The following is a 25,966-nucleotide window of genomic DNA, read 5'->3' as shown; positions in this document are numbered from 1 at the left end:
CTTGATCCCACAGGGCTTGGTCGTTAGTCCTGAGCCTTCGAGAAGCCTTCCTCCTCACAATACTGCTCGGCTTCTTCATAGGTTTCAAACGCAGACTCTAGGTTCACGCCTGCATAAATATACCAAAGCTCGTCTTCATATTTGACAAGCAACGATTCGTTATTAGGTCCGGTCCATAGCTCCTCCTGCACGCCTTCGCTGCTGGCGAGGGGCTTGTTCGACCTTTTGACAGTAAGTGACTGAATCGACTTGGCAACCAAAGCACGAAGCTCCTCGGCGCTATATTCACGAATGTTCACAAACCCTTTATCATCCGTTTCATAATCGTGCAGCCGACCTCCATATACATAACCGTTACCATTGGGATGAAGATGATAGGCGACGTTTTTTTTATCAAAGCCACTATCCTCATAATGAAAATTAACGCGACCCATCGATACATTATTGCGCTGCAGCTCAGGGAATGATTCCAATACCTCTAGCTTTTGTTCAAAAGTAAGCATACACTACCTCCATAAGTTAATTATTGTGGTAGTGATTATAACACATTCGGGACGGAAACATCAGGATCAGCCTAACAAATTGAAACTCAAAGGGCGGGTTTATATGATCACTCATTTTGCGGGGCTACAATTGAATACGGTTTCCAAGCAGGCAATAAAGCAATTTTACCAAGGGCAGCTGCAATTTCCCGTGGTATCAGAATCGGATCATGAAATTAGCTTTCAACCGACCGAGCATTTTACTTTGTCATTTACAGAGGTCAACGAGCCGCTTTCTCCGGCGCATATCGCTTTTGAGGTGCCATTCTCGGAATTTGATTGTAGTGTGGATGCACTTAGGAATGCAGGAGTTTGTTTATTGCGATGGCCGGACAGCCGAGAAATTGACGAATTCGAAACAGGTAAAAATATTTACTTCCGGGATAGCGATGGAAATTTGCTGGAAATCATTGCTCATCATTATATTAAAGAAGGCATTCTTCCGCCGCGCGGTGTGTTGAAGGTGATGTATTTACGTGAAATTGGCTTACCTGTGGAGGACGTAGTGGGATTTAGAGAATGGTTAAAAAGCACACTCCAGCTCCAAACGATAAAAGAAACGGATACGTTTAATTTTGTTATAAGTGGAACCGCCCATGCGATTGTCACCTCTATACATAGAAGGTGGGTACCTATTGCGATGATGGCTTTGCCACCTCGGATGGTCGTAAGCTTTGGTGTATCGGACCAGCGGTTTATTGAGCATGTTCGTACTTTGCTGGAGAAGCAGGGGATCGAGCATATGCTTGACGATCTCGAGTGCACGGAAGGAGCGCTGCATTTTGCCTTTAATGGCTACCACTTTCGCTTGGTTCCTACGCAGTTCGCGCAGACCCTGCCCGCGATGTTGAATTTGCCATTGTCTAGGGCTAAGGATGCGTTTTCCAATAATTAGAAAACCTTTTTCTAAATCTTGTGCGTCTAAAGGTGCCCCATGATAACAGGGGACAAGAGGCCAGCTACGGAGTCGTAAGCCTAAGTTGGGCTTCGCTTCCATTCCTTGGCGGTCACCCACACCTTCAATTCCGTCTGCACCAGCACCATGGTAGTCACATGCACGGAGTAATCCTTGTCCAGAACATTATGATACGTTTTTTGAGCGATAAGAGCTTGGAACAGATGGGGCGATTCGCTGAAGCTGCTAATCCTTTGCCCTTTGATCACATTGAGGTCATTACGTATGCGCCGTTCAAGTTCTTGTTCCACCAGTTTGTCCAAGGGCTCGGCTACACCGGACTCAATAACAACATCCAAGCGATTGATTCGGCTTTGTACATTTTTGTTGGACCTGTAGGAGCTATTGTCCTGGAGAAGCTGCTCATTTGCATCCTGAAGCTCACGGTTATAAATAAGCGTGCTGTTGAGGTGGTGATGGTAGATGCCCAAAAATAAAGCACTGCCGATAATCATGCCAGCGATGAGCAAACCCGTTGCTTGGAGCATACCGCTAAATTGTTCATAAGGGGGCACCTTCAACTGCTGCTGCCTCCTTTGCATATCCATTGGACCAACGTAGTGCCCATCTGCGCCCCGATGAAGGCGAATACGATGTACAGGATCTGTTTAAGGGCTGGGGAAATATAGCCTTCGGTCAGATTGCTCTCGATGAAGCGGAGGGGATCGATCGTGCCGCCTACTGCAGCTACAACCGCCCATATTTTAATTTGCTCGGAAATGATCAGCATTCTTGTGGTTGGTGGCTCCAAGACAAGTGTGGCAGCGATTCCGCCAAGCATGGTTCCCCCGAGAACTACTCCAAATGAAATAAAGAAATCCATCACACATTTCGTTAAAAAACTCGCCATTTCGCCTCTCGCCCTCTCCTACATTTGCATGCAAGTCCACTTTTCTTCTATTATAAATTGTATGGTACACGTGTTCGTATTATGATAAAATAAAAGAATATAGGGACTCGGACTATTTAAGGGGGCGGGGCAGATGAGTGGTTTTGTCCATCTGCATGTGCATAGCGAATACAGCTTACTGGATGGCGCGGCACGCATCAACGATTTAGTTGGACAAGCAGCAGCATTAGGGATGAAGTCGCTTGCCCTAACTGACCATGGTGTTATGTACGGAGCTATTCCTTTTTATAAAGCATGCAAGCAGCACGGGATTAACCCAATTATCGGCTGCGAAGTTTACTATACAGCGGGCTCACTTCGTGATAAAGGCACACGCAAGGAGCAGCCCATCTATCATTTAATATTGCTTGCCAAAAATCAGGTGGGCTACCAGAATCTGATGAAGCTATGCTCAATCGGTCACCTGCAAGGGCATCACTATAAACCACGGATCGATCCGCTTCATTTGGCGCAGTATTCAGAAGGGCTTATTTGTACGAGCTCATGCCTGGGCAGCGAGGTTTCCCAGCATCTGCTGAACGACCGCTACGAGCAAGCAAAGGAAGCGGCCTTGCGTTATCAGGCGATATTCGGCGAGGATTTTTTTCTGGAGCTGCAGGACCATGGCTTGATGGAGCAGAAAAAAGTGATGCAAAGCATGCTGAAGCTCAGTGAGGATACGGGTATTCCGTTAATCGCGACCAATGATGTGCATTATGTACGAGAGCCGGACCATGTCATGCAAGACATTCTAATATGCATTGGCACAGGCAAAACCGTAGAAGACAAGGATCGTCTGCGCATGCAGTCGAGCCAGCTCTATTTGAAGAGCGCCGAGGAAATGAACAGGCTGTTTCCTCATGTGCCGCAAGCGATTCTCAACACGTTGGTAGTGGCAGAGCGCTGCAAGCTAGAGATCGAATTCGGCCGATCCATCCTGCCTCAATTCGAGCCGATTCCCGCCAATATGACAGCAGGGTCGTATCTTGCCGAATTATGTACCCAAGGGCTGCGAATGCGTTATAAGGACACGGATTCTTGGAACGATCCAAGCTACCGTAAGGAAGTAGAGGAGCGCCTTGTATACGAGCTGTCCGTTATTGAGCGAATGGGCTTCTCAGATTATTTCCTGATTGTTTGGGATTTTATTCGCTTCGCCCATGAGAAGAACATTGTAACAGGGCCTGGCCGCGGGTCATCTGCCGGTAGCCTTGTTGCTTATGTGCTGCGTATTACGGATGTTGATCCGATCCGTTATCGGCTGTTGTTTGAACGGTTTTTGAATCCAGAGCGCGTCTCGATGCCGGATATTGATATCGATTTCAGCGATCTGCGGCGCGATGAAGTGATTGAATACGTGGTTGCCAAGTATGGGACAGCGCATGTTGCGCAAATCATTACCTTCGGGACGATGGCCGCCAAAGCTGCTATTCGCGACGTGGGGCGGGTGCTGAACCTGCCCTATAGTGAGGTTGACCGCGCTGCGAAAATGATTCCCCATCAGCTAGGCATGACGCTTGCGGAGGCAGTTGAGCAAAATCCCGATCTGAAGTCGCTTGTAGCGAAGCAGCCCAAGACGGCGGAGCTGCTGGAACTTGCGATGAAGGTTGAGGGGATGCCCCGCCATGCATCAACCCACGCCGCAGGTGTGGTCATTTCACGTGAGCCGCTCACCCAATATGTGCCCCTCCAGGAGGGGAATGAGCAAACGGCCTTAACACAATATTCGATGGAGCATCTGGAAGCAATCGGGCTGCTTAAAATGGATTTCTTAGGACTGCGAACCTTATCGATTATCGAACGGACGTTACTTTGGATCAAGGAGCAGACCGGACGAACCATCGATTTTCATAAAATTGATATGGATGATCCACATACCTACGAACTGCTCAAACGCGGCGATACCACTGGTGTTTTTCAATTAGAGTCACCAGGTATGCGACGGGTACTGAGGGATCTGCGTCCCTCCGAATTTGAGGATATCATATCGGTAGGAGCGTTGTACCGCCCAGGGCCGATGGAATTTATTCCACGATTTATCCAAGGCAAGCACGGCGAAATCGAAGTAGAATACCCGCATCTGGAGCTGGAACCTATTCTTCGTGATACGTATGGTATCATCGTGTACCAAGAGCAAATTATGCAAATTGCATCAAAAATGGCGGGCTTTAGCTTAGGTGAAGCGGATCTGCTGCGCAGGGCTGTAAGCAAAAAGAAACGCGAGGTGCTCGATGAGGAGCGCGCACATTTTGTTAAAGGCAGCCTGTCGCTCAACTACAGCGAAGCCGAGGCGAACAAGGTCTACGATATGATCGTCCGTTTCGCCGATTATGGCTTTCCGCGGGCACATGCTACCGCTTATGGTGTATTGGCGTTCCAAACCGCCTACCTAAAAGCCCATTATCCCGTGCAGTTTATGGCGTCCATGCTGACCGCTGTCATGGGCAACCATAACAAGGTGGCAGAATATGTCGATGAGTGCCGCCGGATGGGCATTGCCGTCTTGCCGCCGGACGTCAACGAAAGCGGCGTGGTGTTCACGCCTGCCGTGCAGCCTGCTGAAGCTGGCGATGCTGCCAAAGCGGCTGGCGTGGCAGATCCTTTCGAGGCCGTGAATGCTCAGGAAGAGGGAGCAGCCATAGAAGGTACATTGGCTGAGGACGCTTCCAGAGACGCTATTGGCCCTGAAGGGGTGACCATAGCAAATACGTATTTAGATCCTTCACAGTCGCAAACCGCATCCTTGAACTTTAATGCGATTCGCTTCGGGCTTGCCGCAATCAAAAACGTAGGCACCCATGCGATAGAATCCATTATGCAGGTACGCCGAAGCACCGAAGGTCCTTTTGAGAGCTTGATTGACTTGTGCCGCCGGGTGGATTTACGTGTCTGCAATAAGCGGGTGCTGGAATCGCTGATTCAAGGCGGCGCAACAGGCTCCTTGCCTGGGCACCGCGCCCAACAGCTTGCGATGCTGGAGGATACGATCAATGCTGCCCTCAAATGGCGCAAAGAGCGCGATGACCTCCAGCTTCACCTGTTTGGTTTTGTTGAGGATGTAAACTGGGATGTCGAATACCCGCAGATTACGCCTTATACAATGACGCAGCAGCTGGAGCATGAACGTGAGCTGTTAGGGTTGTACATTTCCGGTAGCCCTCTTGATGATTACGAGGAGGTGCTGCGCAAGCTTGATATTGATTTGCTGCATTTTCTACCGGAAATGCCAGATCATAGCGAGGTTATGGCCGCAGGCTTGGTGCTATCTAACAAAACAATTGTTACTAAAAATGGCAAACCCATGGCCTTCATGGAGCTGGAGGATCGTGTGTCCAAGGTGGAGGTTGTACTGTTTCCAGAAGTATGGAAGCAATACGCTCCTCTTGTCCAGAAGGGTAACCCGATACTGATTAAAGCAAAGCTGCAGCAGGGCGATGAAGAAGTTAAACTGCTTGCGGAGCAAGTCTACGCTTTGAATGACCCAAACCTGCTGCAAAATGCGGCACGCCGCTTGCCTGCCGCAAGCCGAGGCGGTGCAGCGGCGAAGGCCAGCAGCCCTGCGTCTAGGAGCACAGGCGGGCGCAGCGCAGCAGGGAATGCAGGCGAACGCAGCACGGCAGGAAGCGTTGGTGGCCCTAACACGACAGGCGAGAACAAGGCGGGTGAGCGCAGCATGGCTAGAAGCTTGAGTGAACGCAGCGCAGCCGCAAGTACAGGTCAGCGCAGCGCAGGTGGCAGCCTGAGCGAGCACAGCGTTGCAGGAAGCGCAGGTGGCCTTAGCGCAGCGGGAGGTTCAGGCAAGCGCAACGACTCGGCTAGAAGCGCAGCGGAGCACTCACCGGCACGTCCAACAGAAGCCCAAGGGAACCAGCTGGCTTCCACCCCAAGCCGGTCTACAGTCGGCAAGGCAGAGGTGCCTGCAACTGACCGCAGCCAGCGGGTATATATCAAAATTTCTCCTTTACATGAGAAGCCTGATATATTAACCAGCTTAAAGCAGCTGCTTGTCCAGCATGAGGGGCCACTCTCCGTACTGCTGTACTACGAGAAAAGCCAAAAAATGTTAAGCCTTAACGACCAATTTAAGGTCAAGCCTTCCGAGAAGCTGATCCAAGCGATTGAAGGGCTGCTGGGTAAGGATACAGCGAAAGTAAAGTGAATAATTAGCAGACTATCCTGCACCAGACAAGCATCTCAGTTATCGCCCAGATACATCACAAACTAACCTATTCTTGAATGTTGCCTCGTATCCAGTCGGATCAGCACCAGTATACTTGTTTTCAAATTACAGGGAAAAACTATCGCTAATTGCGCTGAAACTCTGGCAAAAAGAAGGTAACTGGAAAAATCCAGCTAAAATCGCCTGCTTTTCAGCTTTGAGTCCATTCGGTTCAAATTAACGGTATTTTTTCCATTTATTTCTTCGAAATAGAGATTTTCGAAAGAATTAACGTAAATTTTTCCCGCTCAATCATCTTCTCCATCCATGCCCCATGCCCCTCCGATCAGTTCCGAATATGAGGGTATTAATCCTCTATAACTATTTTTTCGCCTTTCTTGCGATAAAAAGAGAAGGTATGATATCATTAGTGCATTATGTTCGGGAGGTCTTTTTTCATGTGGACCGTTATTTATATTGCACCAACACCCAAAATTGCAGAGCGGATTAGGGAAAAGCTGACGGAAGAGGGCTTTCTTGTTCAAGTTCGGGCAATCAATATGACTAAGAACCAATTTGAGATTGTAGTCCCAGAAGGTGAAGTGGAAGAGGTTCAGGATGTATTAAATTCCATTTTGCATCGACCATAAAGCCAAAGCTTACATGAGCTTACATGGGTTGCATATGAACAACAACAGCAAGTGAGGTGTAGCCGTGCCATTCAAGGATCTGTTTCAGAAGAAAAGAAAGTACGCGACCATTCCCGGTGTTGAGCGAACATCGAATCGGGTTGGCGAGAACGGTGAAATTATTGCAGAAGACAAGCCAAGACGGGAGATTCCCGAAGGGATCATGACCAAATGCCCGAAGTGTGCTTCGATTCAATTTTCGAAGGAATTAGAAAAAAATCTAAAGGTATGCAACTCCTGTGGATACCATTTCAAATTAAGTGCGGTTGAACGCATTCAGATGGTTATGGATGAAGGCCGCTTTTTTGAGTATGACAGTGAGATGATATCCGAGGATCCGCTCGAATTTCCTGAGTATGCCAGTAAATACCGTAAAGCTATAGAAACAACAGGCATGAATGATGCTGTCATTACAGGCGAAGGAACGATTGGTGGATTTCCGGTTGTTGCTGCTGTGATGAGCTTTGATTTTATGGGCGGATCGCTGGGCTCAGTCGTGGGGGAAAAGGTAACCTCGGCTATTGAGCACGCGATGCAGAAGAAGTATCCGATTATTATCTTCTCTACCTCGGGTGGGGCACGGATGCAAGAGAGTATCCTCAGCCTGATGCAGATGGCCAAAACGAGTGCTGCCTTGGCGCAAATGAATGAACAAGGTGGCTTGTTTGTGTCTGTTATTACAGATCCAACCTTTGGAGGGGTATCCGCAAGCTATGCGATGTTAGGCGATTATATTATTGCCGAGCCAGGAGCGGCTTTTGGATTTACCGGACGACGCGTTATTGAACAAACAATCCGCCAGAAGCTGCCTGATAATTTTCAGACAGCCGAGTTTAACTTGAGCCACGGACAAGTGGATATGGTTGTGGTACGCAAGGACATTAAGAACACGCTGGTCCGCCTGCTGGATCTGCATGTGGTAAAGGGGGATGTGGCCCATGGCAGCTGAAATGCCCTTTGAACAGCCATTGCTGGAGCTGAGAAATAATATTGAGATGCTGCGCAAGCTAGGAGCAGACAAGCAGATGGATCTGTCCGAGGAGATAGCCCGCTTGGAGAGCCGTTATGAGCAATTGGCAACAGAGCTCTACAGCGGGATGTCGACAGCTGAGAAAATGCAGTTGGCACGTCATCCTCAGCGTCCTACGACGCTTGATTATATCCAGCATATTTTTACCGATTTTATGGAGCTGCACGGAGACCGTCTGTATGGCGATGACCTGGCTGTTGTGGGTGGGTTAGCACGTTTGAACGGGATTCCTGTAACCGTAATCGGCCACCAGAAGGGTAAGGATACGAAGGATAATATTGCTCGCCACTTTGGGATGCCACATCCAGATGGCTTGCGCAAAGGTTTGCGGTTAATGAAGCAAGCGAACAAGTTCAATCGCCCAATCATTACTTTTATCGACACGCCAGGCGCATATCCAGGCAGTGCGGCTGAAGAGCGGGGGCAAGGGGAGGCTATTGCCAGAAACCTGATGGAGATGGCTGGCTTTGGTGTGCCCATCTTGTGCGTGGTGATCGGCGAAGGCGGCAGCGGAGGTGCGCTTGCTTTAGGTGTAGGCAACCGGGTATTGATGTTGGAGAACGCGATTTATTCCGTTAGCACGCCGGAAGCCGCTTCCTCCATCCTGTATAAGGATGCAACACGGGCAGGTGAAGCTGCGGCGGCGATGAAGATTACGGCTGACCATATTTTGCGCTTAGGTGTAATCGATGAGATTATCCCCGAGCCCCGTGGGGGCGCCCACCGCAACGTAGCTTCTACTGCGGATATCGTTAAACAAACCTTAATAAAACATTTGCAGGAATTAGCTGTGCTATCAAAGAAAGAGTTAGTGGAAGACCGATATAACAAATTTAGAAAAATCGGTCGCTTTACTTATATTCAGGAGGGTAATCATAATCATGCGTAAAACGAAAATTGTATGTACCATTGGTCCTGTGAGTGAATCGCTGGACATGTTTAAAAAACTGATTAATGCGGGCATGAACGTTTGCCGCCTTAATTTTTCACATGGTGATTTTGAAGAGCACGGGAACCGGATCATTAACGTCCGCCAAGCCGCCAAGGAATTGAATAAAACCGTTGCGATTTTGTTGGATACCAAAGGACCGGAGATTCGTACGGGCAAGCTGAAGGACGACCAAAAGGTTGAGCTGGTACAGGATCAATTTATTACTTTAACCACAGAAGAAATTATTGGCGATGCCAATCGTGTGCATATCACGTATGCAGATTTGCCAAGAGACGTAAGAGTGGGTTCGACGATTTTGATTGATGACGGCCTTATTGGCTTGGAGGTTGTGGAGAAATCGTTTACTGAAATCCAATGCCGGATTGTGAATGGCGGTTTGTTGGGCGGCAAAAAAGGTGTTAACGTCCCAGGCGTTAAAATCAACCTTCCGGGCATTACCCAAAAGGATGCCAACGATATTATTTTCGGTATCGAGCAAGGCGTTGATTTCATCGCAGCTTCTTTCGTGCGCAAAGCAAGCGACGTTATTGAAATCCGCGAAATTCTCGAACGCCACAATGCTACACATATTCAAATTATTTCGAAGATTGAAAATCAAGAAGGCGTCGATAATTTGGACGAAATTCTTGAGGTATCGGATGGATTGATGGTAGCACGTGGTGATCTTGGCGTAGAAATCCCGGCCGAGGACGTGCCGATTGTCCAAAAAGCGATGATTAAAAAATGTAATCAAGCCGGCAAGCCGGTAATTACAGCAACGATGATGCTGGATTCCATGCAACGCAATCCACGACCTACCCGTGCAGAAGCAAGCGACGTGGCAAACGCGATTTTTGATGGTACAGATGCAGTTATGCTTTCGGGTGAAACTGCTGCCGGAAAATACCCTGTAGAGTCCGTACTGATGATGGCAAGAATCTCGGAGCGCGCGGAAAGTGCATTGGAGCATCGTGAAATTTTCATTCGCCAAAGCAATGCCCAGCAGAAGACAGTAACCGAGGCAATTTCCCAAGCGGTTGCCAATTCGGCGCTGGATTTGGAAGCGAAAGCGATTTTGACCTCAACGGAAAGTGGCTACACCGCACGTATGGTATCGAAATACCGCCCGAAAGCGCCGATTATCGCGGTGACTCCGATTGACTACGTGCTTCGCAGACTGTCCTTGGTATGGGGCGTTATTCCACTTAAAGGTGAATATTGTACCACTACCGATGAATTATTCGACCATGCGGTAGACAGCAGCTTGAAAGCAGGGCTTGTTAGCCTTGGTGATATTGTTGTTATTACGGCGGGTGTGCCTGTAGGCCGCTCAGGAACTACGAACTTAATTAAAGTTCACCAAATTGGTGAAATGATCGCTAAAGGCCAAGGGATTGGTACACAAATCGCCTCAGGCAAGGTAGTTACAGCCAGAAGTGCTGAGGAAGCTAACGCCAAGGCGGTAGAAGGTTGTATTCTGGTTACTACTACAACGGACAAGGATTATATGCCTGCAATCGAAAAGGCTTGCGCGATTATAACCGAAACAGGTGGGATTACCTCTCACGCGGCAGTAGTTGGCATCTCGCTAAGCAAAACAGTAGTGGTAGGCGTAGACCGGGTTCTGGAGCTTATTAAAGATGGCACCGAAGTGTCTATTTACCCAGAAGTTGGCGTAATCTACTCAGGTCGTGCACACATTCTTTAAACAAGCTTGTCCACATAAGAGTGAACTCGATTCTCTATATCGGCTTCGCTCTTTTTTGGGTTAACTACCTGATTCCTATATAAGGGGGCTTATTATGAAAGAGTCTGCGTGGTTCGAGCATCATATAAGGGTACGCTATCAAGAAACCGATCAAATGGGTGTTGTCTATCATGTGAACTATGTCAATTGGTTTGAAATTGGGCGTACCGAATTAATCCGCTCCTTAGGCATGACCTATCGTTCCATCGAGGAGATGGGCTTGTTATTGCCATTAATTGATCTGCAAATGCAATTTAAGCTTCCGGCCCGCTATGATGATCTTATTACGATTCGCACCCAAATTGCCACATATACGCATGTGCGCATTCAATTTAACTCGGAGATTCACCGTGGAGAGCAGTTGCTAGTGAGCGGTTCGACGAACCATGTTTGGTTGAATCGGGAGTGGAAGCTTTCACGTATTGATCGAGCAGCACCGGCGCTATATACCTTGATCCAGGACAATTCTCAACAGTTTACATAAAATTAACAAAAGTCGCATCTTCTGATTACAAAGTCGAGCTAGGATGAAAATAGAAGAATGAAACAGAAATTGCGCGAAAGCTGCTTGTTTTCATTTTAAATTTGAGTCAATCCTTGGAGGTAACGCAACAATATGGCAGAGATGGCGGCGCCTAGAGACAAAGAAGCTTCATCGAATTACATAAACCGCGACTTAAGCTGGCTTGAATTTAATTTGCGAGTTTTGGAGGAAGCGCAGGACACGGAGATGCCTTTGCTGGAGAGGGCCAAGTTTCTTTCTATCGTTTCAAGCAACCTGGATGAGTATATGAGTGTAAGGGTTGCAGGCATTAAAGACCAGATCAAAGCAGGTTATATCAAAAAAGACTTCACCGGATACACACCAGCAGGTTTATTCAAACGAATTACCAAGCGTGCATCCAAAATGGTGAATGAACAATACAAATCATATCGGGATGTTTCCCGACAGCTTGCCAAAGAGGGCATTTTATTTACGGATTATGAAGATTTGAATATGAGCCAGCGAAAAGCGATGGACATTTATTTTCATGAAATTGTATTTCCTGTGCTGACGCCGATGGCAGTTGATCAAAGCCGGCCGTTTCCTTTAGTTCATACGCAAGCGGTTTATTTGGCTGTTGTCTTAAGCAAGGAAACGGATGACCCGGAGGAAGAGCCTTATTTTGCTATCGTCCAGGTTCCTTCTAATCTGGCCCGCATGATCGAGGTTCCCGCACGTTCGAATAGTAAAAAGCATGAATTTGTATTGCTGGAAAATTTAATCGAGCACCATATTCAAACCTTATTCTCTGGCTACACACCGCAAGCCGTGCATGGCTTCCGCTTAACGCGTAATGCGGATCTGACACTGAATGAGGAAGGCGCCGAGGATCTGCTTGAGGAGATTGAGAAAGAGCTTCGCCGTCGGCGTTGGGGGACAGCCGTGCGCCTTGAGGTCCAGAAGGGTATTCATCCTTATGCACTGGGTCGATTACAGGAAGAATTCGAGGTTGCCGAAAACATTATGGAGATCGACGGTCCCTTGGATTTAAGTTTTCTGATGAGGCTGTCAGGCGTACTTAAAGGCTTTGAGCATCTAAAATATAAGCCAATCGAGCCCAAATACCCTGTTGAATTGCTGGAAGTTGAAGAGATTTTCGAAAAGCTCAAACAGCAGGATATTTTACTGTATCATCCTTATGAATCATTTGATGCCGTAACCGATTTTATTGTCCAGGCTGCTTATGACGCCGATGTCCTTGCGATCAAAATGACACTTTATCGCGTTAGCGGAAATTCCCCCTTGATTCAGGCGCTGGCGCGCGCGGCGGAATCAGGCAAGCAGGTTACTGTGGTCGTTGAATTAAAAGCGCGGTTTGATGAAGAGCGTAATATTGCCTGGGCCAGAAAGCTGGAGCAAGCGGGCTGCCATGTGGTTTATGGGCTTGTAGGTTTAAAAACGCATGCCAAAATAACGCTGGTTGTCCGCCAGGAGCCTGAGGGCTTACGCCGTTATGTGCATGTGGGCACTGGCAATTACAATGACAGCACAGCGAAGCTGTATACGGACATCGGCTTGTTCACTTCGCATCCTATTATTGGTGAGGATGCGTCTGCCCTTTTCAACGAGGTTACGGGGTATTCCGCACCGCATAACTGGAAAGCCTTTGGCGTTGCCCCTACAGACATGAAGGACAAGCTATTCGAGAAAATTCGCCGTGAAGCGAAGCATGCCTCTGAAGGAAAGCCGGCACATATTATTGCCAAGCTCAACTCGGTTTCGAATCAGGAAATGATTGATGAGCTATATGAAGCCTCCAAAGCGGGTGTCAAAATTGACCTGATTGTCCGCGGGATTTGCTGTCTGCGTCCGGGTGTTGAGGGTTTGAGTGAAAACATTACTGTGATCAGTATCGTGGACCGCTTTTTGGAGCATTCCCGAATTATTTATTTTGCCAATGGGGGGGACGAAGAGGTCTACCTATCCAGCGCTGATTGGATGACGAGGAATTTAATGAAGCGGATTGAGCTGATCTGTCCGGTGTTTGACAAGGATTTACGCAAATCGTTAATCCGCATATTGGAGCTAAGCCTTAACGATAATGTCAAGGCCCGCAAGCTGCAATCCAATAGCATGTATACCCGAGTGGTTAATGATTCTCCGCGGATCCGAAGCCAATTTGAAGCCATGAAAATCAAATCCTGGAAGAAAACGCACCGCCCCCTATAGAGCGTAGCCCTGAGGGATTTCAGAAGCTTCTTTGGTTTGAAATTCATTGGTTTGAAATTTGATTGGTTTGAAATGAAAATTTCATCGTCCATGCTTTCATAAAATCCTTTTGGATTTCATCGACCTCTTTGCGTTCAGCAGAGTGGTCGATTTGGGTTTCAGCACGTATGCTTAATTGCCCACCATCGCTTTTTGCTGAAATGACTGGAATCGCCTGCGTTTCCGATGCATCCAAAGCCACCGCCAATTGCAGCAACGTCCCCAGCTTCGTGATCATGTCGACGTCCGACTCCAACAAAATATCAGGGTACTGGTTGTAGATTTGGTGGACTCGGCCTTTAGTTTTATAGGACGCTATACAAGCGCATAACAAAATTTCCCGATGGCTCAGTCCATCCAAACGGGAATGGGCTATCAGGTAAAACGAATGCTTGGCGAACTGGTAATAGTTCATCGAAACCCCAATTCGATAGAGCAAGCTGGATGTGTGCAGGCATAGGCGCATTCTGGCATCATATTTATGCGTATCCTGCAGGGCATCAAATAGCGCAACGGCATGGCGTGCGACTTGTGCCAAATGCTCGGAGGGTGCAGTGGAGTGCAGCCCCAGCAGGTTGTTGGTGCTTTGCTCCAAGATGCTATGGCTGTCATTAGTAAGACTGGACAAATATTTTTCGCGGAAAAGCCCATCCCGAAGACCCGCTCCACTAATTACATAATGGCTGCAGCGTGCTGCTTGAAAAATTGTTTCCAGGATAATGATCCCCGGAACAATAATATCGTGGCGGTCTTTGGACAAGCCATCAACCTTTTTCCTTTTCTCCGCTGAAAGCGACGGCAGCCACTTCATCAACATATCCATTTCGTCCGTGTCTATCTTGTAATTGTGAGTAAGCGGCAACGAATATTTCCGTCTCTTTTGGCTAATTTTACATAGGCTGCGAATCGTCCCGCCCATTCCGATCAAGGGCAGGTCCGGATTTTGCCCTATCCACGGCTCCTCCGCAATCGCATTTACTACCATAAGCCTGATATTTTTCAACAGTTCTTCACTAAAAATGCCATTAGGCGAAAATCGCTTTGTAGTGTTAACAGCTCCAAAAGGGAAAGAGACGCTTTGCTCCAGCTTGCTATTGCGAAACACACTAACCTCTGTGCTGCCGCCGCCAATATCGACAAGGATGCCATCCTCAATATCCAGCGAATTGCTCATGCCCAGAAAGCCAACCAAGGCTTCATCCTGGCCGGATAGAAGCTCAACAAAGATTCCGCTATCCCGGACTAGCTGGTCGATAATTTCCTGGGCGTTGACCGCATTGCGGATGGCTGCGGTTGCCGCGGCGCGAATTTCTGTAACCTGATGTGCTTGGCAAATCAATTTAAATTGATTTAAAATAATTACGATGTCCCGTATATCCGGTGCGTGAAGTATATTATCCGTTCCGATTCTTTGGCTTAACCGCGCAGATTTTTTGAACTCACCAATAACTCGATAAGCCTGCTGGGGGTTAAGCTCGTAAATAACAAGCCGAATCGAATTGGAACCAATATCGACAATACCGATTCTGCGATTATTATGCATGATAGCCCCCGTAGCGTTGAATGATTGCAAACAAGCTTCATTTTACCACCGAATGCTCCTTACGCAAACCTTTAAGTATAATTTTGATCGTCGCTAAGAAACAATTTTGATGATTGTGTTAAAAGGAAAACGAGCATAGGGAAGTGTTAGGCTAGACTAATACTGCTGGGGGGAAGTTTAGATATTTAGAGGTATAACCCTCTCTCCTTCATCAGGATCGAGGGTTTTTTGTGTTTATGAGGGCCAGAAAATGTTTCCACACGATAATTTCAGAACGCTGGGCAAAAGTACAGCTTTAATTACTTTCCCGCATCGTATTCGTCAGAGTGTTCCGCCAGCGATTTAATTTTTCCGTGGGGCTTTTGTGTTTGCTTGCGAATTTTCCGTTGATTTTCTTCACGGCGCTTTGATGTGCTCATCGCTATATACACACTCCTTTATTTGGGATAGGTGTTGCTTATTTAGTTTGTGAATTTTATAAATATTATATACTCACTATGGTCAAGCACTCGAATAAATACATGTATAAAATCACATCGTGATAGCCATACTATATTTAACGGTGAAAAGAGAGGTGTGGTTCCGTTGAGCTATTCAACGAACAATCTTGGGAAGTTGTTAGAATCCAAATAGAAGCGAGGGGATGTGCCCCAGAGACGTTATGGTAGTACCCGTACTGCATAGTGTTAATGTTGGTGAGACCTAAGTTTTCAAATGAGGTTCAAGGCAGTAGTACCAAATCAATTCACCGTTGAAAAGGACTCCGAAAGGGGTCTTTTTTCTTTTCTATTTTCATACTGAGCATACATAACTCATAACATTCATTGTCAACCACTCTTAATGGTCAATATGAGAATTCCTTTAGATAGCATCTGTTTATGATACTGATAATGAACTTTTATGTCTGTATTTGTTCACTTTGCGTGCCAAATCATTTATAGTAGAAGAGTAAGCATTAATCTGCGTCAATTCTATGTGGTTTATCAACAAGGTTATTTACTGCCAAATCAGGCTTTTGCAGCTGATTTGCAGTTGATTCTCATTCATGAGTTGCAACGGGGTACGTGATGTGTGATATAGTTAAGTATATGAATTGAATAAAGGAGAGATTGCTTTGACTGCTACCAAAGGTTTAGAAGGTATTGTCGCAACAACATCCTCAATCAGTTCCATAATTGATGGTGTTCTAACTTATCGGGGAATTGACATCGACGATTTGGCCGAGAATGCAACATTCGAAGAAGTTGCTTATTTACTGTGGTATGGCAAGCTGCCTAATGCTGCAGAATTGGAACAATTAATTAAAGATTTTAATACGTACGCTCCAATTCCGAAAGCAGTTATTGAACAATTAAAGCTTTACCCAAAAGATGCGAATTCTATGGCAGCTCTTCGTACAGCCGTTTCCTGTTTGGCTTTGTATGATGAAGAAGCGAACGATATGACACCTGAATCTAACCTGCGTAAAGCGATTAAGCTGCAGGCACAAATTCCGACAATCATAGCTGCATTTGCTCGCATTCGTGAAGGCAAAGAACCTGTTGCCCCTAAACAAAGCCAATCCATTGCAGAAAATTTTCTGTATATGCTAATTGGCACAGAGCCTGACAAAGTAGCAGTACAAGCATTGGACACAGCTTTAGTGCTTCATGCTGACCACGAGCTGAACGCATCGACCTTTGCTGCACGCGTGACCGTAGCTACCTTGTCGGACATTTATTCTGGTGTAGTTTCAGCGATCGGCGCATTGAAAGGACCACTTCATGGTGGTGCGAACGAAGCGGTTATGGCCATGCTTGAAGATATTGGCACAGTGGATAATGTCGACAGCTATGTTCATGATAAGATGGCCAAGAAACAATTGATTATGGGCTTTGGTCACCGTGTCTACAAGAACGGCGATCCACGTGCTAAGCATCTTCAAAAGATGTCTCAAGAGCTCGGTAAAATTACAGGCAACATGAATTGGTATGACATGTCGATCAAGATCGAAGACATCGTTACCGGAGAAAAAGGTTTGAAGCCGAATGTGGATTTCTACTCCGCGTCCGTATACACTTCCTTGGAAATCCCGCGTGACTTGTTCACCCCGATCTTTGCGATCAGCCGTGCATCTGGTTGGACCGCGCATATTCTGGAGCAATTCGATAACAACCGTTTGATCCGCCCACGTGCTGAATACACAGGTCCAGTTAACCAGAAGTACGTCTCTATCGAAAATCGCTAGTACCTGGCTTCTAGCTATTGCTATCAACGGGTTGTTACAACGAGGTCTGTCCCATTCTCAAGGAAGCGGGACAAGCGTTGTAGCTCCCGTTCAATTTTGTGTGTAAACAAAGCACCTATTCTAAGGAGGAAATTATAATGGCACAGTTCGAACAATATTCACTACCTACTGAAGGCGACAAAATTACGATCGTTGATGGTGTACTTAACGTACCTAATAACCCAATTATCCCTTTCATCGAAGGCGATGGCACAGGTCCTGACATTTGGGCTGCTTCCAAGCGTGTATTGGATGCTGCTGTTGAGAAAGCATATAACGGCGAGAAGAAAATTGCTTGGTATGAAGTATTTGCTGGTCAAAAAGCATTCGATAAATTTGAAAGCTGGTTACCTGCTGATACATTAACAGCAATCCGTGAATACATAGTGGCTATTAAAGGGCCTCTGACAACTCCAGTTGGCGGCGGTATTCGCTCTTTGAACGTGGCATTGCGCCAGGAATTGGATTTGTATGTATGCTCCCGTCCAGTTCGTTACTTCACAGGCGTTCCTTCACCTGTTAAACGTCCTGAGCTTGTAGACATGATCATTTTCCGCGAAAATACTGAAGATATTTATGCAGGTATTGAGTGGGAAGCGGGTTCCGCTGAAGTGAAAAAAGTAATTGATTTCCTGCAAAATGAAATGGGCGTAAAAAACATCCGTTTCCCTGAAACTTCCGGTATCGGCGTTAAACCAGTTTCCTCCGAAGGTACAGAGCGTTTAGTGCGTGCTGCTATCGTGCATGCGATCAAGCACAAACGTAAAACTTTGACATTGGTTCATAAAGGTAACATCATGAAATATACAGAAGGTGCTTTCAAAAACTGGGGCTATGAGCTTGCTGAGAAAGAGTTTGCTGATCAAACCTTCACATGGAACCAATACGATAGAATCAAAGCAGAAAAAGGCACAGACGCTGCTAACCAAGCACAAAAAGAAGCGGAAGCTGCTGGTAAAATCATCGTTAAAGATGCAATTGCTGACATCGCTCTTCAACAAGTATTGACACGCCCTACAGACTTTGATGTTATCGCAACATTGAATTTGAATGGCGATTACTTATCTGATGCTTTGGCTGCACAAGTTGGCGGCATCGGCATCGCACCAGGAGCTAACATTAACTATGTAACTGGGCATGCTATTTTTGAAGCTACTCACGGTACTGCTCCTAAGTATGCTGGTTTGGACGTTGTTAACCCGGGTTCCGTTATTTTGTCCGGCGTTATGATGCTTGAGCATTTGGGCTGGTTGGAAGCTGCTGACCTGATCTACAAAGGTATGGAAACTTCGATCCACAACAAAACTGTTACTTATGACTTCGCACGTTTGATGGAAGGCGCTACTGAAGTAAAATGCTCCGAGTTCGCTAACCAAATTATTAAGCATATGTAAGTGTGGTTCATCCCCTAAATCGAAGTTAATCCCCCTGGACGATGATAGAGCTTTATTACGAGCGATATTGCGACAGGGCGGGCTTGTAGGTTTGGGTGGCGTGGAACGCGACTATCAGCGGATAGCTTCCCTATGTGAAGCTATCCGCTGACCCGCTTCCAAGTGAGCGGAACGTGGATGGTTGTTAAGTTGTACGAGCGCGTGTGTCATAAGTGCTTTGCTTCAGCTTCGCGAAGCAATCGTATTGATAAGCTTCATGCGCGGCGAATGTGGGTCTTGGTTTAGCTCTTGGTCTTGATTTTTTGACTCAACGAGTGAAAGGTTGAATGAAAGCTTTAATTTCCAAATTGTGCATTTAGGAGTTAGGGTTTGTGCCGTAGAGAGTACGTACCGCCTTTGAACGTTTGTTCCCGCGGAGGCACAAACCTGATCCTGATAGCATCTTTTGGACACTCACTGCTGCTCTACATCCTTACTTTCCAATAAAACCATATCAGGAGGCTATATTCATGGCAATCCAACGCAAAAAAATCACAGTAGTTGGTGCAGGGTTTACAGGTGCAACAACTGCATTTTTACTAGCACAAAAAGAGCTGGGAGATGTCGTTCTACTAGACATTCCACAGCTGGAAAACCCAACTAAAGGCAAAGCATTGGATATGCTGGAGGCTTCTCCAGTTCAAGGCTTTGACAGCAATATCGTAGGCACATCCAATTATGAAGATGCAGCTGGTTCCGATATTGTTATTATTACGGCTGGTATCGCCCGTAAGCCAGGGATGAGCCGCGATGATTTGGTTAATACCAATGCAGGGATCGTTAAATCCGTTTGTGAGAACGTTAAGAAACATTGCCCAGATTCCATCGTGATTATTTTGAGTAATCCGGTTGATGCGATGACTTACGTAGCTTACGAAACCTTAGGCTTCCCGAAAAGCCGTGTAATCGGCCAATCCGGCGTATTGGATACAGCTCGTTATTGCACATTTATCGCCCAAGAATTGAATGTATCGGTTGAAGATGTTCGCGGCTTCGTATTGGGCGGACATGGCGACGATATGGTACCATTGGTTCGTTATTCGAACGTTGGCGGTATTCCTATCGAGAAGCTGATTTCGGCTGAACGTATTGAAGCGATTGTTAAGCGTACTCGTACAGGCGGAGGCGAAATCGTTAACCTATTAGGAAACGGCAGCGCCTATTATGCACCTGCGGCATCCCTTGTCCAAATGGCTGAAGCCATCATTAAAGACAAGAAACGCATTATTCCTGCGATTGCTTTGCTTGAAGGCGAATATGGCTACGACAACCTGTTCATGGGTGTGCCAACTTTGCTTGGTGGCGAAGGCATCGAGAAGATTTTTGTTCTGGAATTGCTGGATGAAGAAAAAGCGGCGCTGGACAAATCCGCTGATGCGGTTAGAAGTGTAATTAAGATCGTTACCATTTAATTAAATAATCCGTACAAACCAGCATTCGGCTAACCAAGCCGTGCTGGTTTTTTGGTTATTTTACTTGTTGTTTAGGCTGGAAAAACATGTTAATATAAAATGACTGACGAGTCAGTCATAATGGTGATACTTAGCTTTAACATGTTGGTCGTAGCATAAAAATACATAAGCATAAAAGCATAAGTACATTTTAAGGAGGTCTTTCCTTTGGGAGAAGACAAGAAAGATAATTTAATTCAAGCTGCGCTTATGCTTTTTGAGGAGCAGGGCTACCATACTACGAAGATATCGGATATCGTTCGTGAAGCGGGTGTGGCGCAGGGTACATTTTATTTGTATTTTAAAAGTAAGGAGGATATGTTTCGCAGCATAGCTGAAGCATGCCTTGAGGAAATTGTTGTGGCTTTACAGCAAGGTGGTGTGAGTAAAGATACGGATGAGCAAAAGGATTATTTGATGATCCGTAGGGCGCTTGAGGTTTACCATGAAAACAAAACGATTTTAAAAATTATAAATAGGCATGGTGTAGGCTCCCAGGAAATAGCGGGCGTATCGGAGGCTTTTTATCAGCAGATTATGATGGTCATTAAACAAGCCTTGCGAGACGAAGCGATGTATGCCAATTATTCAGAGGATCAATTGGAAATTATTGCCTTTTCCAAAATTGGTATGGTAGAAATGGTGGCCTACCAGTGGTTTGTAGTTAAAAACTGTGGAAGCGAGACGATCAATGCCCTCGCACAAATTATTGTTGGAGACCTTGGACCATGCAAATTCAAAGCAATGGAGTGAGTGGAGGATGATCGAGAAGCTGATCAAATACCGCAAGGTTACCTTGTTGTTTTTTGTTGTAGCTGTATTGATGGGGATCGTTAATGTGTTTACGCTCAAGCAGAGGGAGAACCCCGAGGTCGATTTAACAACAGCGGTTGTCAGAACCATTTACCCAGGAGCATCGCCTGAAAAGGTGGAGCAGTTCGTGACCCATCCACTTGAGCAGAAGATTAAGGAAATGAGCGAGATTTCGATTTTAAACTCTACTTCCATGGCGAATGTCTCTGTTATTACGGTGGAAATTCACCCCAATGATATTAAACGAACCTGGGACACATTGCGACAAAAGGTTCAATCCGCCGAAAGTGAGCTTCCAGCAGAAGCGAATAAGCCAGTGGTAAATAATGAGTTGGATAAAATCGCCGAGCAGATTCTGCATTTTGTAGTGGAGAGCCCTGAGCAGTTGGAGCCCTTGCGTCCGGTTATGGAGCTTTGGAAAAAGCAATTAAGTACGTTGTCGGGTGTAAGTAATGTGGAAATTGTCGGTTTGGCTGAGCAAGAGGTCGCGATCCTGATCGATACCGAGAAGCTGGATACCTTCAAGCTTCCTTGGAGTGCTGTCGCCCAAGCACTGATGAACCGACACGACCGCGTACCACTAGGCATGGTAGATCAAACAGCTAAGTCGTATTATGTGAATATGCCGGGAGAATGGAAGTCTGCTGATGATGTTGCAAATACAGATATTTTAGGGCTGCCAGGCGGCAATACATTGAAAATTAAAGATGTTGGAGACATTAAGCTGCGTCCGAAAAAGCAAGAAATCAGTATTATACACAATGGGAAGCCGGCACTGGATCTGGTCATTAACGCGGAAAAAGGTGCGGATATACCGTCCTTACAAAAACGGATTGATATCAAAGTAGCTGAAATACAGAAGTCGCTGCCTTCCGAGGTACAATTGGTATCCTTATTTACACAAAAAGAAAGCCTTGATCACTTATTTAGCGATCTTGCCCAAGAACTGCTAATTGGTATTGCAGTAGTGATTGTGGTGTGCTCCTTGGGGCTGACGTTTGGTACGTCATGGGTGGTTGCGTTAGCGATTCCTATTTCTATTACAGTCGGATTTATACCTGTTGAATTTCTGGGCATTGATTTGAATCAAATTACGATTGTAGGGATTGTGATCGTGTTGGGTATTTTGGTTGACGATGCGATTGTCGTCAATGATAATATCCAACGGCGTTTGCAGCTGGGCGATTCCCCAGCACAGGCATCCCTGCAGGGGAGCCGTGATGTGGCAGTGTCGATATTGACGGCTACGATTTGTACAGCTGCCGCTTTCTTGCCTTTGTTATTTCTCGAAGGCAATATCGGGAGCTTTATCCGGCCTTTGCCGGTTGTGATCTCGTTGACATTGGCAGCTTCGATGATGATGTCATTGACGATTATCCCGATTTTTCGCCAATGGGTGGGCGAGCGCGCTTTACATAAGAAGCAGAGAAAGCTTACGTCGGCTGAAGGTTTAAAGGTAAGCCTAGACCTTGACACCAGGCCTAGTCCCTCTGCTGGTCTTGGCATAGAGAACGCGGCTGCCTTTAAAGATGCCTCGAAGCAGGAGGAGCTGTCGCCAGGCTTGCTTGGACGGCCGATACAACGGCTGAGCTCCTTTTACAGCAAGCAAATTTATCTCTTTCTGAAAAGGCCGCTGCTAACAGGCATCGCGGCATTGTTGATCGGAACGAGCAGCTTTGGGCTGCTGCCGCTGCTGGGGGTACAATATTTTCCGCCTGCAGAGAAGGACGAAATGCTGATTGATTTCAAGCTGCCAACAGGTCGTATATTTGCAGAAACGGAATTTACGATGCGTAAAGCAGCCGATTGGCTGCAGGAGCAAGACGGTGTCAAGTTCGTTTCTGCTTACTCAGGCAGAGCAACACCGAAGTTCTATTATTCGGAGTCGGACCGCAGCGGCACGAATGTGGGCCAGCTTTTTGTGAAAATCGATCCTACGGTGATCCAGACGACTAAAGTGATAAGCGAGTGGAGACAAGGGCTGAAGCAGCTTTTGCCTGAGGAAATAGAGATTACACCAAGGGAGCTGGAGCAAGGACCTCCTGTCGGGGCGCCTATTGCGATAAGGATTAGCGGTGATGATTTAGAGCAGCTTCGCCAATTATCCAATGATGTGCAGGATATGTTAAAGCAAATTCCGGGTACATCAAGTGTTTCGGATGATGTGGGCAGTGATATGCTTACCTTTGAAGTGCAAGCCGACCCGGCTAAGCTTAGTCTTTTTGCTGTAACGGACAAGGATTTGACACGCACTATACGGATAGCCACGGAGGGCTTGGAGGTTGCGTCCATGCAGCAGGGTGATAAATTAATCGATGTGACCCTTTATGCTAAAGCATTCACTGCTGATCCGCTTGAAACGATGAAAAAAATGTATGTCCCTACGCAAAATGGTGGCACTGTGGCGGTTAAAGAGCTGGGCGATATTCGTCCCAGCACCATGATTAAAGCCATCCACCATCGCAACCAATCCCGAACAGTCATAGTGAGGAGCTACACGCAGGATCGCTTGCCGGATGATGTTGTGAAAGAGGTTATGGCGAAGCTAAACAATTATTCGTTCCCGAGTGGCTATACGGTTGAATTTGGAGGCGAAAATGAAGAACGTAATGATGCTTTTATAGCGATTGGCAAGCTATCTATTATCGTTGTACTTCTTATTTATATTCTGATGGTTATGCAATTTTATTCCTTAACGATCCCGCTGCTTATTTTATCTACGGTATATTTGGCTGCTGGCGGGGCGGTTATTGGGCTTTATCTCACGGATTCGCCCATTGGCTTTATGGCTTTAATGGGTCTGGTCAGCCTCGCGGGTATTGTCGTCAGGAATGGCATTATCCTTATTGAATTTATCGAGCAAGCGAGAAAACGTGGGCTGCCGTTGCACGAAGCAGTCGCAGAAGCTGGCAGAGCAAGGCTGCGCCCGATCCTGCTAACGATGGCGACAGCTATCGGGGGGCTGCTGCCGATGACGATAATGGGTGGAAATTTATGGAGGCCAATGGGGATTACGATTATCTCTGGACTTCTTTATTCAACATTGCTTACGCTCATTGTGGTTCCTTCGTTATTCGTGATTCTGGAAACCTGGCGTGAGAAGCGGGCAGCACGGAGGGGCATCATTATTCATGAACCTACGAATAAGGCTTAATTATGGCGAAAAAACGGCGAAAACGAACAGAAATAACCATTTTCATTTGCGTACACTTCATACAATCAGGTATACTGAAGGTACATTAATTATGTATATGGGGGCTTCCTGATGATTCAACTTTTTGTGTTTTTACATGTGCTATCAGCAATAATGATGGGGATTTACTTGATGATGCCTTTCCTGTCGATGCGAATCCAGGTTCTTACAGGTCATGCTCAGTTCGGTTTTGTAAGTGTGTTGTTCGCGTTGAATCGTACCGGTCAAATGGCGTTAATTATCGCTTTGCTCTCGGGTGGCTACCTCGTTAGTAAAAGCCCACATTCCTTGGCTTGGTTAATCGCAACAATTGTGATATTTTTGGCGCTTGGAGCCATCACAGGTGTGCTTGGCGGAGCGATGCGCAAGTCGTTAAGCGAACCCTCTGGTTCAAAGATCCAAGAGCATCTTGGCAAAATAAAATCGATGAGTGTCATTAGCGGAATCCTATTTTTCCTGATGGTTGGCATTATGATGTTCCAGTTTTAAAGGTAACATGCCGGTATATGAACGATAACCAGATAGATGCCCAAGGGATTGAATGCCCTTGGGCCTTTCTGTCTTATGGTGCTTGATGTAGTTGGTTTAACCAAGCTTTTTATTCCAATAGGTGGGTGATCACATTGTGGATTTTGATGGGTGTGTTGGTCGGGATTATTATTGTTAAATGGCTGAATAGCAGAGAAAGAAAGAAAAAGCTGGAGCGGGAGCGCAATCAATCCCCCGCTCCCCAAGAGCCTTATCGCTGGACACCTCCTGTGGCGCAGCCGCAAGAGCCTTTGCCTTTGGAGCTAGGAGATGCCACGATGGAAGCGAAGGAGGCTATGGAGCTAGGAGATACAACGCTAGAAGCGAGGGAACCACTGGAGCTGGCAGGTAAAGCGCCACAAGCGAAGGAGGCTCTGGAGCTTACGGGCACTAAGCCAGAGGCTGGGCAGGTGCGAGATTCAACAGAGCCACTGGAGATTCGGGTGCTTACGGATTTATCGGCGGAAGCGGAAATATACAAGCTTCAAACCATCGAAGAGGCGAGGGCAGAGCTTCAGCGTGTAAGCGGGCAAGCCGCTCTCAATTATTCGACATACGATTTTGGACGAGAACGGAATCCTCATTGCGTCTCTGTTATTGCTCCCGATGTAACGATTGCCATACAATGGGTTCACCATATGCAGAGCGTGCTTGCCCAAGGGCTTGTCTGTTATGCAGGCACTAGGGAATGGTATGGCGAGGATAAGCAAACAGGTGCAGAGGTAGTGGTTGGCGCGGGGAAAACCCAATTCGATATCGTGCGCCTTGCCAGGACTGATGCATGCAACTATGACATGGATAACAAAGCGATTGTGGCTAAGCTGGAGCAAATCCACATGCGCTATGGCATTTCTATTAAAGCAGCATCATCGGATACGGTAGGCTTCGCCATGGATGTGCTGCCTAAGGATCTCCAAGGCTTTTGCCAAGAGCTTTATGGCTTTTGCCCGGACATTGTCGATCAGGGTAGTGGATCCTTGGCGGCATTAGAGGAGCAGTTGGAGATGCTGCAATATGTGGAGCTTTGGTGGGACTAAGTCTAGCT

Annotated in this window: 20 protein-coding genes; 15 read left to right on the top strand and 5 right to left on the bottom strand. The window is 46.7% G+C overall.

Features of this window, described 5'->3' with window-relative positions:
• Nucleotides 1-23: 23 nt before the first annotated feature.
• The gene (locus G9U52_RS17175; RefSeq protein ID WP_166151698.1) at nt 24-503 is read right to left on the bottom strand and encodes a hypothetical protein; all 480 of its coding nucleotides are present in this window, start codon (nt 501-503) and stop codon (nt 24-26) included.
• Nucleotides 504-606: 103 nt separating this feature from the next.
• Here G9U52_RS17175 and G9U52_RS17170 point away from each other — a divergent pair, with 103 nt between their 5' ends.
• A complete protein-coding gene (locus G9U52_RS17170; RefSeq protein ID WP_166151696.1) occupies nt 607-1,437 on the top strand; it encodes a VOC family protein in 831 nt (276 codons plus the stop codon).
• A gap of 80 nt (nt 1,438-1,517) precedes the next feature.
• Here G9U52_RS17170 and G9U52_RS17165 read toward each other — a convergent pair whose 3' ends face one another.
• Both G9U52_RS17165 and G9U52_RS17160 read right to left on the bottom strand, forming a co-directional pair.
• The gene (locus G9U52_RS17165; RefSeq protein WP_243767383.1) at nt 1,518-2,045 is read right to left on the bottom strand and encodes a sporulation membrane protein YtrI; all 528 of its coding nucleotides are present in this window, start codon (nt 2,043-2,045) and stop codon (nt 1,518-1,520) included.
• Nucleotides 2,015-2,347, bottom strand: coding sequence for a YtrH family sporulation protein (locus tag G9U52_RS17160; RefSeq protein ID WP_166151694.1), 333 nt, complete (start codon nt 2,345-2,347; stop codon nt 2,015-2,017). The genes G9U52_RS17165 and G9U52_RS17160 overlap by 31 nt, the downstream gene beginning before the upstream one ends.
• A 133-nt stretch (nt 2,348-2,480) precedes the next feature.
• Between G9U52_RS17160 and G9U52_RS17155 the strand changes: the two genes are divergently transcribed.
• From G9U52_RS17155 to G9U52_RS17125, 7 genes are all read left to right on the top strand, one after another.
• Nucleotides 2,481-6,545 (top strand): DNA polymerase III subunit alpha, encoded by a 4,065-nt coding sequence (locus G9U52_RS17155; protein WP_166151692.1) that lies wholly within the window; start codon nt 2,481-2,483, stop codon nt 6,543-6,545.
• 458 nt (nt 6,546-7,003) lie between these two features.
• The gene (locus G9U52_RS17150; RefSeq protein ID WP_166151690.1) at nt 7,004-7,195 is read left to right on the top strand and encodes a glutamate decarboxylase; all 192 of its coding nucleotides are present in this window, start codon (nt 7,004-7,006) and stop codon (nt 7,193-7,195) included.
• 64 nt (nt 7,196-7,259) lie between these two features.
• Nucleotides 7,260-8,183 carry an acetyl-CoA carboxylase, carboxyltransferase subunit beta gene (gene accD / locus G9U52_RS17145; RefSeq protein ID WP_166151688.1) on the top strand — a complete coding sequence of 308 codons (924 nt, stop codon included), beginning with the start codon at nt 7,260-7,262 and terminating at the stop codon, nt 8,181-8,183.
• Nucleotides 8,173-9,153: an acetyl-CoA carboxylase carboxyl transferase subunit alpha gene (gene accA / locus G9U52_RS17140; RefSeq protein ID WP_166151686.1), complete on the top strand. Its 981-nt coding sequence runs from the start codon at nt 8,173-8,175 to the stop codon at nt 9,151-9,153. The genes accD and accA overlap by 11 nt, the downstream gene beginning before the upstream one ends.
• Nucleotides 9,146-10,903 (top strand): pyruvate kinase, encoded by a 1,758-nt coding sequence (gene pyk, locus G9U52_RS17135; RefSeq protein ID WP_166151684.1) that lies wholly within the window; start codon nt 9,146-9,148, stop codon nt 10,901-10,903. The genes accA and pyk overlap by 8 nt, the downstream gene beginning before the upstream one ends.
• Before the next feature lie 94 nt (nt 10,904-10,997).
• On the top strand, nt 10,998-11,426 hold the full coding sequence (locus G9U52_RS17130; protein WP_166151682.1) for an acyl-CoA thioesterase: 429 nt from the start codon (nt 10,998-11,000) through the stop codon (nt 11,424-11,426).
• Nucleotides 11,427-11,567: 141 nt separating this feature from the next.
• Entirely contained in the window at nt 11,568-13,655 is a 2,088-nt protein-coding gene (locus tag G9U52_RS17125) for an RNA degradosome polyphosphate kinase (RefSeq protein ID WP_375790259.1), read from the top strand.
• A 43-nt stretch (nt 13,656-13,698) separates the two neighbouring features.
• On the opposite strand, the gene G9U52_RS17120 is transcribed toward G9U52_RS17125, so the two are convergent.
• Nucleotides 13,699-15,237: a Ppx/GppA phosphatase family protein gene (locus G9U52_RS17120; protein ID WP_166151678.1), complete on the bottom strand. Its 1,539-nt coding sequence runs from the start codon at nt 15,235-15,237 to the stop codon at nt 13,699-13,701.
• Between the two features lie 299 nt (nt 15,238-15,536).
• On the bottom strand, nt 15,537-15,656 hold the full coding sequence (locus G9U52_RS40070; RefSeq protein ID WP_243767382.1) for a DUF6254 family protein: 120 nt from the start codon (nt 15,654-15,656) through the stop codon (nt 15,537-15,539).
• Nucleotides 15,657-16,351: 695 nt separating this feature from the next.
• Between G9U52_RS40070 and citZ the strand changes: the two genes are divergently transcribed.
• From citZ to G9U52_RS17085, 7 genes are all read left to right on the top strand, one after another.
• The gene (citZ, locus tag G9U52_RS17115) at nt 16,352-17,464 is read left to right on the top strand and encodes a citrate synthase (protein WP_166151677.1); all 1,113 of its coding nucleotides are present in this window, start codon (nt 16,352-16,354) and stop codon (nt 17,462-17,464) included.
• 137 nt (nt 17,465-17,601) lie between these two features.
• Nucleotides 17,602-18,897: an NADP-dependent isocitrate dehydrogenase gene (gene icd / locus G9U52_RS17110; protein WP_166151675.1), complete on the top strand. Its 1,296-nt coding sequence runs from the start codon at nt 17,602-17,604 to the stop codon at nt 18,895-18,897.
• A 509-nt stretch (nt 18,898-19,406) separates the two neighbouring features.
• Nucleotides 19,407-20,348 (top strand): malate dehydrogenase, encoded by a 942-nt coding sequence (gene mdh / locus G9U52_RS17105; protein WP_166151673.1) that lies wholly within the window; start codon nt 19,407-19,409, stop codon nt 20,346-20,348.
• A gap of 207 nt (nt 20,349-20,555) precedes the next feature.
• Nucleotides 20,556-21,140, top strand: a complete 585-nt coding sequence (locus tag G9U52_RS17100) for a TetR/AcrR family transcriptional regulator (RefSeq protein ID WP_166151671.1) — start codon at nt 20,556-20,558, stop codon at nt 21,138-21,140.
• 7 nt (nt 21,141-21,147) lie between these two features.
• On the top strand, nt 21,148-24,354 hold the full coding sequence (locus tag G9U52_RS17095; protein ID WP_166151669.1) for an efflux RND transporter permease subunit: 3,207 nt from the start codon (nt 21,148-21,150) through the stop codon (nt 24,352-24,354).
• A gap of 111 nt (nt 24,355-24,465) precedes the next feature.
• Nucleotides 24,466-24,882: a hypothetical protein gene (locus G9U52_RS17090; RefSeq protein WP_166151667.1), complete on the top strand. Its 417-nt coding sequence runs from the start codon at nt 24,466-24,468 to the stop codon at nt 24,880-24,882.
• Between the two features lie 134 nt (nt 24,883-25,016).
• Nucleotides 25,017-25,958: a DUF4253 domain-containing protein gene (locus G9U52_RS17085; RefSeq protein ID WP_166151665.1), complete on the top strand. Its 942-nt coding sequence runs from the start codon at nt 25,017-25,019 to the stop codon at nt 25,956-25,958.
• The last annotated feature ends 8 nt before the right edge of the window (nt 25,959-25,966 follow it).

The organism is Paenibacillus agricola, from assembly GCF_011440305.1.
Taxonomy (GTDB): domain Bacteria; phylum Bacillota; class Bacilli; order Paenibacillales; family NBRC-103111; genus Paenibacillus_S; species Paenibacillus_S agricola.
The sequence above is the reverse complement of the archived record's forward strand: the minus strand, read 5'-3'. Positions and strand labels throughout refer to the sequence as shown.